At 64.1% G+C, this 13,207-nt stretch carries 15 protein-coding genes; 11 read left to right on the forward strand and 4 right to left on the reverse strand.

What is annotated here, in order from left to right:
• The first annotated feature begins 153 nt into the window (after positions 1 to 153).
• From J0I79_RS32355 to J0I79_RS32390, 8 genes are all read left to right on the forward strand, one after another.
• Positions 154 to 558, forward strand: coding sequence for a DUF559 domain-containing protein (locus J0I79_RS32355; RefSeq protein WP_292869380.1), 405 nt, complete (start codon positions 154 to 156; stop codon positions 556 to 558).
• The gene (locus J0I79_RS32360) at positions 555 to 941 is read left to right on the forward strand and encodes a VOC family protein (RefSeq protein ID WP_292869383.1); all 387 of its coding nucleotides are present in this window, start codon (positions 555 to 557) and stop codon (positions 939 to 941) included. Before J0I79_RS32355 ends, J0I79_RS32360 begins: the two co-directional genes overlap by 4 nt.
• 21 nt (positions 942 to 962) lie before the next feature.
• On the forward strand, positions 963 to 1,454 hold the full coding sequence (locus tag J0I79_RS32365; RefSeq protein ID WP_292869385.1) for a GFA family protein: 492 nt from the start codon (positions 963 to 965) through the stop codon (positions 1,452 to 1,454).
• Positions 1,451 to 1,927 carry a GFA family protein gene (locus J0I79_RS32370; RefSeq protein ID WP_292869387.1) on the forward strand — a complete coding sequence of 159 codons (477 nt, stop codon included), beginning with the start codon at positions 1,451 to 1,453 and terminating at the stop codon, positions 1,925 to 1,927. Before J0I79_RS32365 ends, J0I79_RS32370 begins: the two co-directional genes overlap by 4 nt.
• Complete coding sequence (gene pip, locus J0I79_RS32375; protein WP_292869389.1) at positions 1,924 to 2,877, forward strand: prolyl aminopeptidase; 954 nt, start codon at positions 1,924 to 1,926, stop codon at positions 2,875 to 2,877. The genes J0I79_RS32370 and pip overlap by 4 nt, the downstream gene beginning before the upstream one ends.
• 46 nt (positions 2,878 to 2,923) lie before the next feature.
• Entirely contained in the window at positions 2,924 to 4,540 is a 1,617-nt protein-coding gene (gene cimA / locus J0I79_RS32380; protein WP_292869391.1) for a citramalate synthase, read from the forward strand.
• Positions 4,541 to 4,674: 134 nt separating this feature from the next.
• Positions 4,675 to 5,592 (forward strand): EamA family transporter RarD, encoded by a 918-nt coding sequence (gene rarD / locus J0I79_RS32385; protein WP_292869393.1) that lies wholly within the window; start codon positions 4,675 to 4,677, stop codon positions 5,590 to 5,592.
• Between the two features lie 10 nt (positions 5,593 to 5,602).
• The gene (locus J0I79_RS32390; RefSeq protein ID WP_292869395.1) at positions 5,603 to 6,289 is read left to right on the forward strand and encodes a glutathione S-transferase family protein; all 687 of its coding nucleotides are present in this window, start codon (positions 5,603 to 5,605) and stop codon (positions 6,287 to 6,289) included.
• Between the two features lie 13 nt (positions 6,290 to 6,302).
• On the opposite strand, the gene J0I79_RS32395 is transcribed toward J0I79_RS32390, so the two are convergent.
• Positions 6,303 to 7,301, reverse strand: coding sequence for a transporter (locus tag J0I79_RS32395; protein ID WP_292869397.1), 999 nt, complete (start codon positions 7,299 to 7,301; stop codon positions 6,303 to 6,305).
• Positions 7,302 to 7,504: 203 nt separating this feature from the next.
• Positions 7,505 to 8,104, reverse strand: coding sequence for an inorganic diphosphatase (locus tag J0I79_RS32400; RefSeq protein WP_292869399.1), 600 nt, complete (start codon positions 8,102 to 8,104; stop codon positions 7,505 to 7,507).
• Positions 8,105 to 8,399: 295 nt separating this feature from the next.
• On the opposite strand from J0I79_RS32400, the gene J0I79_RS32405 reads away from it, so the two are divergent.
• Positions 8,400 to 9,734 carry a hemolysin family protein gene (locus J0I79_RS32405; protein ID WP_292869401.1) on the forward strand — a complete coding sequence of 445 codons (1,335 nt, stop codon included), beginning with the start codon at positions 8,400 to 8,402 and terminating at the stop codon, positions 9,732 to 9,734.
• A gap of 63 nt (positions 9,735 to 9,797) precedes the next feature.
• On the opposite strand, the gene J0I79_RS32410 is transcribed toward J0I79_RS32405, so the two are convergent.
• Complete coding sequence (locus J0I79_RS32410; RefSeq protein ID WP_292869403.1) at positions 9,798 to 10,088, reverse strand: muconolactone Delta-isomerase family protein; 291 nt, start codon at positions 10,086 to 10,088, stop codon at positions 9,798 to 9,800.
• A gap of 102 nt (positions 10,089 to 10,190) precedes the next feature.
• Between J0I79_RS32410 and J0I79_RS32415 the strand changes: the two genes are divergently transcribed.
• Positions 10,191 to 11,072, forward strand: a complete 882-nt coding sequence (locus tag J0I79_RS32415; RefSeq protein ID WP_292869406.1) for a LysR substrate-binding domain-containing protein — start codon at positions 10,191 to 10,193, stop codon at positions 11,070 to 11,072.
• A 60-nt stretch (positions 11,073 to 11,132) separates the two neighbouring features.
• On the opposite strand, the gene J0I79_RS32420 is transcribed toward J0I79_RS32415, so the two are convergent.
• Complete coding sequence (locus J0I79_RS32420; protein WP_292869409.1) at positions 11,133 to 11,744, reverse strand: TIGR00730 family Rossman fold protein; 612 nt, start codon at positions 11,742 to 11,744, stop codon at positions 11,133 to 11,135.
• Positions 11,745 to 11,871: 127 nt separating this feature from the next.
• Between J0I79_RS32420 and J0I79_RS32425 the strand changes: the two genes are divergently transcribed.
• Positions 11,872 to 13,207 (forward strand): peptigoglycan-binding protein LysM (locus J0I79_RS32425; protein WP_292869412.1); only part of this gene is annotated, 1,336 nt, incomplete at its 3' end.

Here is a 13,207-nt window from a genome sequence, read left to right on the forward strand (position 1 = left end):
TCCTGCCGGACATCTCCCCCTCAAGGGGGGAGATCGGCTGTCATTTCGGCTTACCCCAATCGCCGATGTTGATGATTGGGCGCCGCCGGCAAAGCTGCCAATCTCCCCCCTTGAGGGGGAGATGTCCGGCAGGACAGAGGGGGGCGCCTCGCAGTGACCCATCATCCTGTATCTCCTCTCAATCGTGGCAACGCGCGCAAGATGCGCAAGTCGATGACCAACGCCGAACTGAAGCTGTGGAATGAGATCAGGGCGCACCGCCTCATGGGACTGGCGTTTCGACGCCAAATGCCGATCGCCGGCTACATCGTCGACTTCGCCTGTCCCAACAAAAAGCTGATCGTCGAACTGGATGGCTCCCAGCACGCCTCGCGTCAGGTTTCTGCATCTGACGCTGTGCGAGCAACCAAGCTCGAAGCTTTGGGCTGGACCATCCTGCGCTTCTGGAACGACGACGTCATCCGCGATATCGACAATGTCTGCCAGCACATCGTCATCGCCGTCGGCCTGGCGGGCGCCGATGTGCCGCAATCAGCAACGGAGGAGTTCGTTTCATGATCGACCATCTCGGCATAACCGTTTCCGATTTCGACGCCTCGAAGGCGTTCTACGACAAGGCGATGGCGCCGCTTGGCGCCTCGCTGCTCTATATGGTGCCGCTGGAATACACCGGCGGCGCCAAGGTCGGCGGCTATGGCCGCGACCGGCCGGTGTTCTGGCTGAGCACCGGCAAGGACAAGCCCAGGGATCACCAGCATGTCGCGTTTACCGCGCGCAGCCGCGCCGAGGTCGACGCTTTCCATGCGGCCGCGCTTGCCGCCGGTGGCAGGGACAATGGCGGGCCTGGCCTTCGCCCGCACTATCACCCGAACTATTACGGTGCCTTTGTCTTTGACCCCGACGGCAACAACGTCGAGGCGGTCTGCCATGACCCGCAATGATCTCATGAGCCGGAGGGAATCATGAGCCTCGACAACCGGCCGGTTTATACAGGCGGCTGCCAGTGCGGCGCGGTACGCTTTCGCGTCGAAGGCACGCTGGGCGACGCTTCGGTCTGCCACTGCCGCATGTGCCAAAAAGCGAGCGGTAATTTCTACATGCCGCTGGTGTCGGTCCGCGGCGCCAGGGTCGACTGGACGCGGGGCGAACCCAAGCGGTTCCGTTCCTCCAATGCCGCCTGGCGCGGCTTCTGCGCCGAATGCGGCACGCCGCTGACTTTCGAGGCGCCTGATGGCATGGCGCTGGCGATAGCCGCCTTCGACGACCCGGCCGGCATCGCGCCGACCATCCAATGGGGCACGGAGGCAAAATTGCCTTATGTCGATAACATTCCACGCCTGCCTGGCGAGGAGACGATGGCGGATATGGACTCGGCCCCCTACCTTGCCGAACTTGTCTCCTATCAGCATCCCGACCACGACACCGACCAATGGCCGCCGGAGGAAAGACCATGACCGATCAAGTCCGAACCGGCGGCTGCCAATGCGGCGCCGTGCGCTTCCGCATCAAGGGCGCGCTCGGCCGCCCCTCCATCTGCCATTGCCGCATGTGCCAGAAGCAGTTCGGCTCCTTCTTCGGCGCGCTGGTGACGGTGCCCAGCGATGGTGTCGAATGGACGCATGAGGAACCGAGCTATTTCCAGTCGTCGGTCAACATCGATCGCGGCTTCTGCGCCCGTTGCGGGACGCCGCTGACCTACCGCCAGCCGGGCGGGCTGGAAATCGCCATCGGCGCCTTCGACGAACGTTCGGATCTGGCGCCGCAGATCCAGGTCAACTATGCGGCCCGGCTGCCTTGGGTGGAAGCGATCTTCCAGGCGCCGGTCCATGACGATCCCGACTATTACGCAAGGCAGGAGCAGATCATCTCCTTCCAGCATCCCGATCACGAAACGGCCAACTGGCCGCAACAGGGCCTGAAACTATGAGCTTGCGCACTCTCTATCCGGAAATCGAACCGTTCGACTCTGGCATGCTCGATGTCGGCGACGGCCACAAGGTCTATTGGGAGCGTTCCGGCACCAAAGGCGCCAAGCCGGCCGTGTTCCTGCATGGCGGGCCGGGAGGCACCATATCGCCGAAACACCGGCGCCTGTTCGACCCGAAGCTCTACGACGTCATCCTGTTCGACCAGCGCGGTTGCGGCAAGTCGACACCCAACGCCTCGCTGGAAGCCAACACCACCTGGCATCTGGTCGCCGATATCGAGCGCCTGCGCGAGATGGCCGGATTCGACAAGTGGCTGGTGTTCGGCGGCTCTTGGGGCTCGACCCTGGCGCTCGCCTATGCCGAAACGCACCCCGGGCGCGTCAGCGAACTGGTGGTGCGCGGCATCTATACGCTGACCCGGGCCGAGCTCGAATGGTACTATCAGTTCGGCGTCTCCGAAATGTTTCCCGATAAATGGGAACGTTTCCTGGCGCCGATCCCCGAGGCCGAGCGCGGCGACATGATGGCGGCCTATCGCAAGCGGTTGGTCGGCACCGATCGCAAGGCCCAGGTCGAGGCCGCCCTTGCCTGGAGCCTGTGGGAAGGCGAGACGATCACGCTGCTGCCGGAACCGGAGACCAGCACTCCGTTCGGCAAGGACGACTATGCCGTCGCCTTCGCCCGCATCGAGAACCATTATTTCGTCCATGCCGGCTGGCTGGAGGAAGGGCAGTTGCTACGCGATGCGTACAAGCTCAAGGATATACCCGGCACGATCGTCCACGGCCGCTACGACATGCCGTGTCCGGCGAAATATGCCTGGGCGCTGCACAAGGCCTGGCCGAAGGCGGATTTTCATCTGATCGAGGGCGCCGGGCATGCCTATTCGGAACCGGGCATTCTGGACCGGCTGATCCGGGCGACGGACACGTTCGCGGGCAAGAACTGATATCGGCCTTCGGGCCAAGGGAAGGTGCTCACGCACCCACGCAGCCATGACAAAGCAACGCCTCTATCTCTTCGACACGACATTGCGCGATGGCCAGCAGACGCCGGGCATCGACTTTTCCGTCGAGGACAAGATCGCGATTGCAAAGCTGCTCGACGAGTTCGGCATGGACTATGTCGAGGGCGGCTATCCCGGCGCCAATCCGACCGACACGGCATTCTTCCAGAAGAAGCGCACGGCGCGCGCCGAATTCGTCGCCTTCGGCATGACCAAGCGGGCCGGCGTCTCGGCGTCCAACGATCCGGGCCTTGCGGCGCTGGTGCAGTCGAAGTCCGATGCCATCTGCTTCGTCGCCAAGAGCTGGGATTACCACGTCCGTGTCGCGCTCGGCTGCACCAACGAGGAAAACCTGGATTCGATAAGGGCTTCTGTCGAGGCGGCGGTCGCCGCCGGCAAGGAGGCGATGGTCGACTGCGAGCATTTCTTCGATGGCTTCAAGGCGAATCCGGACTATGCGCTGGCCTGTGCCAGGACGGCCTATGATGCCGGCGCACGCTGGGTGGTGCTGTGCGACACCAATGGCGGCACACAGCCGTCCGAGGTGCGGGCCATCGTCGAAAAAGTCATCGCCGCGGGCATACCGGGCGACCATCTCGGCATCCACGCGCATGACGACACCGGGCAGGCGGTGGCCAACTCGCTGGCCGCGGTCGAAGCCGGCGCACGCCAGATCCAGGGCACGCTGAACGGCATTGGCGAGCGCTGCGGCAACGCCAATCTGGTCACCATCATCCCGACCCTGGCGCTGAAGCCGGCCTTCGCCGACCGTTTCGAAACGGGCATCTCTGCCGAAGCGCTGACCGGCATATCCAGGTTGTCGCGCGCCTTCGACGAATTATTGAACCGCGCGCCGGAAGCGCAGGCGCCCTATGTCGGCGCTTCCGCCTTCGCCACCAAGGCCGGCATCCATGCTTCGGCGCTCGCCAAGGAGCCGGCGACCTATGAGCACGTGGAGCCGCAGGCCGTCGGCAACCGCCGTCGCGTCATGGTCTCCGACCAGGGCGGCAAGGCCAATTTCCTGGCCGAGCTGAAGCGGCGCGGCATCGAAGTGCCGAGGGACGATCACCGCCTCGACGCGCTGATCGCGGTGGTCAAGGAGCGCGAGGCCTCGGGCTATGCCTATGAGGGCGCGGACGCGTCTTTCGAACTGCTTGCCCGCAAGATGCTGCATGGCCTGCCGGAGTTCTTCAACGTCACCTCCTTCCGCTGCATGGTCGAGCGTCGCTTCGACGCCAACGGCCAGTTGAAGACGGTGTCGGAGGCGATCGTGAAGGTCGAGGTCGACGGCGAGGAGAAGATGTCTGTCGCCGAAGGCCATGGCCCGGTCAATGCGCTCGACATCGCGCTGCGCAAGGATCTCGGCAAATATCAGGGCGAGATCGTCGACCTCGAACTCGCCGACTTCAAGGTGCGTATCCTCAATGGCGGCACCGAAGCGATCACCCGGGTGCTCGTCGAATCGCACGATTCCACCGGCGCCCGCTGGTGGACGGTCGGCGTGTCGGAAAACATCATCGATGCTTCCTTCCAGGCGCTGATGGATTCGATCGTCTACAAGCTGATGAAGAACCGCGACATGGCCGGACTGGTGGCGGCGGAGTAGCAGCTCTGCTTCCTCCTCCCGTTGTCGGAAGCGAGGTCGTGGCGAAAAACCGCTTGAACCATCACGGGAAGTCCATTGATCCATCAGAAATATGTGATGGTCTTGCGCGTTCCGCTGGGCCATAGCGTCAGGCCATGGTCACCGAAGCCGCTCAACTCGATCAGGACGCCAAGGCCCGTCGCGGTTTTCTTCTGGCGCTTGGCGCTTACTTCCTGTGGGGCCTGCTGCCTTTCTACATGAAGGCAGTGGCGCATCTGCCCTTGGCCGAGGTGATTTCGCATCGCATCCTCTGGTCGGTGCCGATCGCCGCGGCCGTGCTGGTCTGGGCCGGCCGCACCGCCGACTTCAAGGCCGTGATCCGCTCGCCGAAGAGCATTGCCATGGCGGCGCTGACGGCCGTGCTGATCTCGGTCAACTGGGGCATCTATGTCTGGGCGATCTCGGTCGATCGCACCGTCGAGACCGCCCTTGGCTACTATATCAATCCTCTGGTGGTCGTCGTCGTTGGAGCGGTGATGCTTGGCGAAAAACTCGATCGTCTGCAGATCGCCGCGGTGGCGCTGGCCGCGATCGCCGTGACGGTGCTTACCATCGAGGGCGGCAAGCTGCCATGGGTCTCGCTGGCGCTCGCCCTTTCCTTCGCCGCCTACGGTTTCTTCCGCAAGACGCTGCCGATAGGCCCAAGCCAGGGCTTCCTGCTCGAGGTGCTGCTGCTTTCGGTGCCGGCGCTTTGCTATATCGTCTACCTGATCGCCACCGGTCAGGACCATTTCATCTCCAGCACTGCGGGCGATACCGCGCTGCTTCTCGGCTGCGGCCCGGTGACCGCGGTTCCGCTGCTTTTATTCGCCTTCGGCGCCAAGCTGCTGCGGCTCTCCACCATCGGCATCATGCAGTACATAGCGCCGACCATGGTGTTTCTGATCGCCGTACTGATCTTCGATGAGCCGTTCGGCACGGCGCAGGCTGTCGCCTTCGCGCTGATCTGGGCGGCACTCGCGGTTTACTCCTGGTCGATGCTGGCGTCGGCACGCAAGGCCTCCGGGCGGTAGAGGATTTTCGATGTATCTCCTGCATATCGCCAACAAGAATTATTCCTCATGGTCGCTGCGGCCATGGGTACTCATGCGCGAACTCGGCATTCCCTTCGAGGAGCGGCTGACGCCCTTTCCGACCGGATCGAGCTGGGCCCTCTACCGGCCGTTCTCGCCGAGCGGCCGGGTGCCCTGCCTGGTCGAAGACGGCTGGGCGGTCTGGGATTCGCTCGCGATCGCCGAATATCTGGCCGAGCGGCATCACGGCGTCTGGCCGGTCGAGGCCAAGGCGCGGGCCTGGGCGCGCTCGGCCGCGGCCGAAATGCACTCGAGTTTCACCGCGTTGCGCGGCTCATGTCCCATGAACTGTGGCGTACGCGTCGAGCCGTTTCCGATGGCCGATGCATTGAAGCAGGATATCTTCCGCCTCGGCGATCTCTGGAACGATGGTCTGAACCGTTTCGGCGGGCCGTTTCTGGCGGGTGCGCATTTTACCGCTGTCGACGCCTTCTTCGCCCCGGTGGCGTTTCGGGCCCAGTCCTATGGACTTGCCTTCGAGGGCGCGGCTGCCGCCTATCCGGCGCGGTTGCTTGCCCTGGCGGGAATGCGCGACTGGTATGAAGCAGGTCTCGCGGAAACCTGGCGCGAGCCCGACCATGAGGCTGAAGTCCGGGCCGCCGGCACCATCGCCGAGGATCTTCGCGCTTCGGCGTAAAGTTTCGGGTGCGCTACAACCCGCGCCCAAGCCGGCGGACGAACAGGTAGGTCGCGGCCGCGATGATCACCGATATCCCCGTCACCACCCAGAAGCCAATCGGCGTGTCGAGCAGGGGCAATCCACCGACATTCATGCCGAACAGGCCGGAGATAATGGTCATCGGCAGCAACACGGCTGTCATGACCGAGAGGATGTAAAGCAACTGGTTCGACTGCATCGTCAGTTTGGCCATCAGTTCGTCCTGCAGCAGCCTCGTACGTGCCTGCAATTGCTCGCCGTCATTGTAGAGCGTCAGCGCCCGGTGCGAGAGCCTTGCCGCCATGTCGTTGATCGGGTCGGGCAGTTCGTCACGATGTGAATGATCGAGATGGCGAAACAGATTGGTCAGCGTTGCCATCTGCCGGTGGATGACCACCAACTGCCGCCGGGCATCGACCAGTGGTTGCCGCTCATTGTGCCATGCGTCGCGCACCACGCGGTCCTCGATGCCGTCGAGCGTGTCGCCGAGCTTGCCGAGTTCGAGCGCCATGCCGTCGAGCGACTGGCCCATTACCGCCTCGATGAGTTCGGCCGGCGAGCGGAACTTGCGCGATCCGTTCTCCACAGTTTTGCGGATGGCATCGACCGATTCCAGCGGTTGCTTGCGGGCGCCGATCAGCATCGTATCGTTGAAGGCGAAGCGGAAATGAACGAGCCCGCGCGCCTCCGAAAAATCGTGCCTCAGGTCTGGCAGGTCGCCAAACAGCCAGTTGTCCTCGTAGTCGATATGGCAGCCATGGCTGGGCGCGAGGAAAGCGTCCCGCGCGGTGGCCGGCAGGGCCTTCTCGGCGCCGATCTCCTGGCGGGCGTGCAGGTCGGTTATCTGATAGCTCCGCCAGCTCCAGTGCGCTTGCGCGGGGTCCTTGGTGCGAATGCCGTCGGCGGTGAAATGATAGAGGAAGAACAGCCCGTGCTCGTCGGGCAGATAAGGCGAGAGATCGGTGCCTTCAGGGGCGAGGGCGACATCCATGAGCGTGGTGCCAGATGCAGGTTTCGGATACGGCGCCGCATCGCGGCTGCCTGATCGCGATTCCTAACACGCGCGAGCCCGGATCTGTGTGACGGTTCCTTGACGCCCGATCACAGTGTGTCGAGCGCCGTTCCCGCCCATGCGCAGAGGCGGGCGGTCCGATCCCGGGACTGTGCCCGGGATCGGAAATTCGAAAGCCCGCGTCAGTCGACCTTGAACTTGTCCAGTGCGCTCTTCACTTCGTCGATGGCGACATTGACGCCGTCATAGCCATTGAGCTCGACCACTTTACGGCCCGCCGGCAGGCGCTTGTAGACCGAGAAGAACTGTTCGATCCGCTCGCGCTCGATCGAGGGAAGATCCTCGATGGACTTGATGTTGTCATAGGTGGGGTCCACGTCGGACACCGGGACCGCGATGATCTTGTTGTCGGATTCCCCGCCGTCGATCATCTTGAGCACGCCGATCGGCCGCACCCGGATGAAGGCTCCGGGATAGATGGGCTCGCGGCTGAAGACCAGCGCGTCGAGCGGGTCGCCGTCCCCGCCCTTGGTGCTGGCGATCGAACCGTAATTGGCGGGATAGACCACCGACATCGACTGGAAGCGATCCACGACCACATGGCCGGTCTTCGCGTCGATCTCGTATTTGGTCGAACTGCCGGCCGGAATTTCGATCACAACCTGGATGTCGGTCGGATCTCCCGACTGGGGGTAGGCGACAGGATTGACGTAGTCCGCCAGGGCAATCCCGGGAGCCAGGCAGAAAATCGCACCTGCGAAACCGAGAGCAATGTTCTTCAATATCATTTTTCCTCGCAACAGCGTTTGGTTGAATTGCGCGAGAAAATTGCCGCTCGCAGATAACAGGAAAATGACGATCCGTGGATTAAAGCGCCATGACTCTGACCCGTTATCCAACGTCAGTCGGCGTCGGTGCCCGACAGTGTGGGAAATTCTGCCGGCAGGCCCCTAGGCGATACGTTTAGTATTGTCTAGATTTGCGGGAGTTGCCGGAGGCAACTGGCGGCGGCATCGTTCATGCCGCCGTTTTTCACCAGCGGCGCGACGATCGCGCACAAAATCAGAAAGGGAGATCATGCCTGCGGGCGATGGCAGTAGTAGCTTGGCCGATATTCTGGGAATTCTTTCGGTCCTTTTCCTTGTCGCGGCGAACGGTTTTTTCGTAGCGGCGGAATTTTCACTGGTGGCGGTTCGAAAGAGCCGCGTGGCGGAACTGGTTGCCGCCGGCCGCATGAATGCGGCGGCCCTGAAGCGGGCCCTCGACAATCTCGATGCCAATCTCGCCGCCACCCAGCTTGGCATCACCATTTCGTCGCTGGCCCTCGGCTGGGTCGGCGAGCCGGCGCTGGCGCATCTGATCGAGCCGCTGCTGGCAGGCCTGCCGCAATCGATGGCTGTTTTCGGCTCGCATGTTATCGCGGTTGCCATTGCCTTCATCATCATCACGACGCTGCACATCGTGCTCGGCGAACTCGCGCCGAAGAGCCTCGCCCTGCAGCGCAGCGAGAGCACGGCCCTGTGGATCGTGCGTCCGCTCGGGCTCTTTCTGTTCCTCCTGCGTCCGGCGATCGTCACCTTGAACGGTCTCGGCAACCTTGTGCTGCGAGCTTGCGGGCTCCGGCCGGGCACGGGCGAAGGTGCCTTGCATTCTCCCGAAGAGCTGAAGCTCCTGGTTCAGGCGAGCCAGGAGGCCGGCATCCTCGAACACGCGCAGCGCGAAGTGTTCGTGCGTGTCCTCAATATTGGCGAGCGCCGCATTGGCGACATCATGACGCCGCGCCACGATGTCGACTGGATCGATCTCGGCGATACGCGTGAGGACATCATACGCACCATTCGCGAATGTCAGCACGAACAGCTCCTTGTCGGCCGCGACAGCATCGACGAGCCGATCGGCATGGTCCTGAAGAAGGACCTGCTTGACCAGCTTCTCGACGGACGACAGCTCGACCCGATGGCTGTGCTGCGCGAGCCGCTGGTCGTCTATGAGGCAACCTCCATCATCAGGGTGCTGGAGCGGTTCAAGCAATCGCCGGTCCGGCTGATCACGGTCATGGACGAGTATGGCAGTCTCGAAGGCATCGTCACCCAGACCGACTTGCTCGAGGCCATGGCGGGCGATCTGCCGGGGGCCGAGGGCGAGGAGCCGGACGTCGTCGTGCGCGAGGACGGATCGCTCCTGATCGAAGGCATGATGGCCGCGCACGAAGCCTTTGACCGCCTGGGCATCAAGAGCCGCCCCGCCGACGGCGACTATCGCACCATAGCGGGCTTTGCGCTGCTCCAGCTCGGACATCTGCCGGAGGCCGGAGAGAGCTTTAGCCATGAGGGCTGGCGTTTCGAGATCCTCGATCTCGATGGCCGCCGCATCGACAAACTGCTGGTAAGCAGACTGGCCGCGGCGAGCTAGTTTAGACCGGCCCACGGCGGCTCGGCATGACAAACCGCCGAGCCGCCGTGGGCGTGGTTCCATTCAGTGCTTCGGTCCAAAACCGGGATAGGGGTTGAGCGGCACGATCGCCGCTATATCCATCATGCCGGCCTTGATCAGCGGCAGGGTGGCGAGATGGGCGCGCACCTCGGTGTCGTCGGCCGCCTCGAACATCATACCGCTGCCGGGAATGTCACCGCGATTCCATATCTGGCGCACCGCGCCGCCGGCATAGAGCGTGCGCCGCTGCTCGGCTTCGCCGGGCAGGAGCGGGGCAAAGTCGGCGTCGCTGAACTTTGCGGTGTTGCGGGCGAGAAGGGCGAGAAATTGCATCGAGGTCTCCTTTGGTTGGGATGGCCGATTATCGGTTTTGGCTGGTCAGACTGTCCAAGACTGATTAGGCTAAAATTGAGACCTTGCAGGACTTGGTGAGCAATGTTCGATCTGCGCCAGCTTCGCTACTTCGTCACGGTCGCCGAAACCGGCAATGTCGGCCGCGCCGCCGAGCTACTGCACATTTCGCAATCGCCGCTCAGCCGGCAGATCATGCAGCTCGAGCAGCAATTGGGCGTCACCTTGTTCGAACGGGCAAAGCAACGGGTTCATCTCAACGCCGAGGGTCGCGCCTTCCTCACGGAAGCCCGCGCGCTACTCGCCAGTGCAAAGCGCGTCGAGGCGTTCGGCCGCGACCTCGCCAGCGGCGCGGCCGGCCGTCTCGCCATCGGCTATGTCGAGGGCGCGGTTCATGCCGGATTGGTCGCCGACATGCTCGGACAATTCCGCCCGGAGCGGCCGCAATTGCATATCAGCCTGATGAGCCTGCGCTCCGCCGCGCAGTTCGAAGGGCTGCGCCAGCGCACGCTGGATCTCGGCCTGGTTTATTCGCCGCCACCGGCCGACTATCCCGAAATTGCCTCAATGCTGGTCCGGCGCGAGCCGCTGATTTTGGCGATACCCGAGGGCGACGCGCTCACGACTGTCGCCGAAATCCATCCGCATCATCTCGACGGCCGTACCTGGATCACCGTGGTGCGCCAGCCCGCCGACACCAACCGCGGCCAGTTCCTGGCGGCTTGCATGGAGGCTGGCTTCGTGCCCGATATCGCCTACGAGACCGCCGATCCCTTGACTTCGCTCGGCCTGGTGAGCGCCGGATTGGGCCTTGCAACGGTGCAGGAGAGCCTGCGAAACGCCGCGCCGCCGGGGATCTTCCGCGAACTTCCCTGGTTCAAGCGCGGCGTGTCGATCCATCTCGCCTGGCGGCGGCAGGACAGGCGGGCAGTGATCGCTGATCTGCGGAAGGCAGTAGGGCAGTAGGGCAGTAGGGGTGTCTTTCCCGACTCTCTTACTGCCCTACTGCCCTACTGCCTTATTCCCTTACATCTTGTCTATCACCGACTGTACGCCGTCGGTCGGTGCGTCGACGGAGGATCCGGCCACCATGATGGCGGCGACGATGGCTTCCGGGTCGTTGACGACCAGCGGCTTGACCCGTTGCGCGGTGTGGATGAAGCCTTCCGCCGTCATATGTTCGAGCAGGGCCAGCATCGGATCCCAGAATCCGCCGACATTGCCGAAGACGATCGGCTTGCGGTGGTGGCCGAGCTGCGCCCAGGTCATGATCTCGACGATCTCCTCGACCGTGCCTATGCCGCCCGGCAGCGCCACAAAGGCGTCGGATTTTTCGAACATCCTGTGCTTGCGCTCGTGCATATTGTCGGTGATGAGGAGTTCGTCGAGCCGGCCGAGCGCGCTTTCGGTCGCTTCCTTGCTGATGAGGAAGCGGGGAATGATGCCGGTGACCTTGCCTCCGGCCTTGAGCGCGCCTTCGGCGACGGCTCCCATGATGCCCTTGGTGCCGCCACCATAGACCAGCCTGAGGCCGGAGCGCGCGATCGAGCGCCCGAGCAGGTGACCGGCCTTGATATAGATTTCATTGTGGCCCGGAGACGAGCCGCAATAGACGCAGACGGATCGAATCGTGTTCATGGCGATGATTGGTGATTGGGTCTGGATGCGCGGTCAAGCCCCAGGCCTTAACAAGCCGGGGCTTTTTCTTGTCGGTCATGGCAAAACAGGCTAGACCGGCGTTAGGTGGCTAAGGGGGTTGGGAAATATGGCAATTAATCCACTGAAGGCGTTCCTGTTCGCGGCGGGTGGGACCGTCGCGGCGGCAGGAACCGCCTACGTATCGGGCGCGCTGGACCCGTATCTGCATCGCGCGCCGCCGGCCGAGGTGGCGGCGTTGACGCCGTCAGCGGCGCCGAAACCGGCGGACCCGGGCACGGAAGGCCGTTTGCCGGCCCCCGCGGTGCCGGCTGCTCCGGCGGCGGTGCCTCAGGCGACCGCGCCCGCCGCCCCCGCAACCGAGGCTCCGGCTACGCCGCCGGCGAATGCGGCGGCTCCGGCAGCTCCCGCGACGGCCGGTCCGGTCGCTCCGACTTTCGACGTCGTGCGTGTCGAGGGTAATGGCTCGATCGTCGTCGCCGGCAATGCGGCGCCCAACTCCAAGGTCGAGATCCTCAACGGCGCGACGGTGCTTGGGTCGACGGTCGCCGGTCCCGACGGCGCCTTTGTCATCGTGCTCGACGATCCGCTGAAACCTGGCGATTATACGATTACCCTGCGCTCGACGGTCGGCACGGTCGTGATCGCCTCGGTGCAGACCGCTGTCGTCTCGGTTCCCGCCAATGCGGCCGGCCAGGTTCTGGCCATGGTCGAGGAGCCGGGCAAGCCGGCCGAATTGCTGACGGTCCCCGCGCCGGAGAAAAAACCTGCCGCGCCGGCAACCGGCGATCAGGCAGCCGCCCCGGCGGCTCCGGCCGCCGAGGCACCGGCGCCCGCTGCTTCGGCGCTGGCCGCACCGGCCGCGACGACACCCGCGCCATCAGTCGTCCAGGCCGCCCCGGCACCAACCCCGGCGGCGCCGGCAACACCGCCCGCAGCGCCGGTGGCCGAACCCAAGATCGTGGTCGAGGCGGTAGAGATCGACGGCAACAAGATTTTCGTCGCCGGCCTTGCCGACCCGGGCCGCAAGGTCCGCGCCTATGCCAACGACATCCTGCTCGGCGACGCGCAGACGTCACCGGACGGCCATTTCCTGGTCGAGGCGACGCGTGATATTCCGGTCGGCAGCTACACCATCCATGTCGACGGCCTCGACGCCGATGGCGTGAAGGTCGTGGCGCGTGCCGCCGTTCCCTTCGAGCGCGAGCCGGGCGAGGCGGTTGCCGCCGTTGCGCCGGCGGAGACCAAGCCGGCCGATGCGAAGCCCGCCGAGGCAAAGCCGGCTGAAACCAAGCCGGCAGCACCTGCTGCGGCGGAAGCTCCGGCCGCTCCGGCTGCACCAGCCGTGGTTGCCGCCGCGCCAGCGGAGCCCACGCCGGCTCCCGCCGCTCCGGCAGCAGAGGCGCCGGCCGTTGCTGCTGCGCCGGCCGACACGAAACCGGCCG

The organism is Mesorhizobium sp. (genome assembly GCF_017306585.1).
GTDB lineage: Bacteria > Pseudomonadota > Alphaproteobacteria > Rhizobiales > Rhizobiaceae > Mesorhizobium.

Coding starts and splice junctions, on each gene's coding strand:
- J0I79_RS32395 (WP_292869397.1), bottom strand. CDS start 7,301: ATGGATGTCGCCCTCGCCCCTGAAGGCACCGATCTCTCGCCTTATCTG.
- J0I79_RS32370 (WP_292869387.1), top strand. CDS start 1,451: ATGACCGATCAAGTCCGAACCGGCGGCTGCCAATGCGGCGCCGTGCGC.
- J0I79_RS32420 (WP_292869409.1), bottom strand. CDS start 11,744: ATGAACACGATTCGATCCGTCTGCGTCTATTGCGGCTCGTCTCCGGGC.
- J0I79_RS32410 (WP_292869403.1), bottom strand. CDS start 10,088: ATGCAATTTCTCGCCCTTCTCGCCCGCAACACCGCAAAGTTCAGCGAC.
- J0I79_RS32415 (WP_292869406.1), top strand. CDS start 10,191: ATGTTCGATCTGCGCCAGCTTCGCTACTTCGTCACGGTCGCCGAAACC.
- J0I79_RS32405 (WP_292869401.1), top strand. CDS start 8,400: ATGCCTGCGGGCGATGGCAGTAGTAGCTTGGCCGATATTCTGGGAATT.
- pip (WP_292869389.1), top strand. CDS start 1,924: ATGAGCTTGCGCACTCTCTATCCGGAAATCGAACCGTTCGACTCTGGC.
- rarD (WP_292869393.1), top strand. CDS start 4,675: ATGGTCACCGAAGCCGCTCAACTCGATCAGGACGCCAAGGCCCGTCGC.
- J0I79_RS32360 (WP_292869383.1), top strand. CDS start 555: ATGATCGACCATCTCGGCATAACCGTTTCCGATTTCGACGCCTCGAAG.
- J0I79_RS32365 (WP_292869385.1), top strand. CDS start 963: ATGAGCCTCGACAACCGGCCGGTTTATACAGGCGGCTGCCAGTGCGGC.
- J0I79_RS32390 (WP_292869395.1), top strand. CDS start 5,603: ATGTATCTCCTGCATATCGCCAACAAGAATTATTCCTCATGGTCGCTG.
- cimA (WP_292869391.1), top strand. CDS start 2,924: ATGACAAAGCAACGCCTCTATCTCTTCGACACGACATTGCGCGATGGC.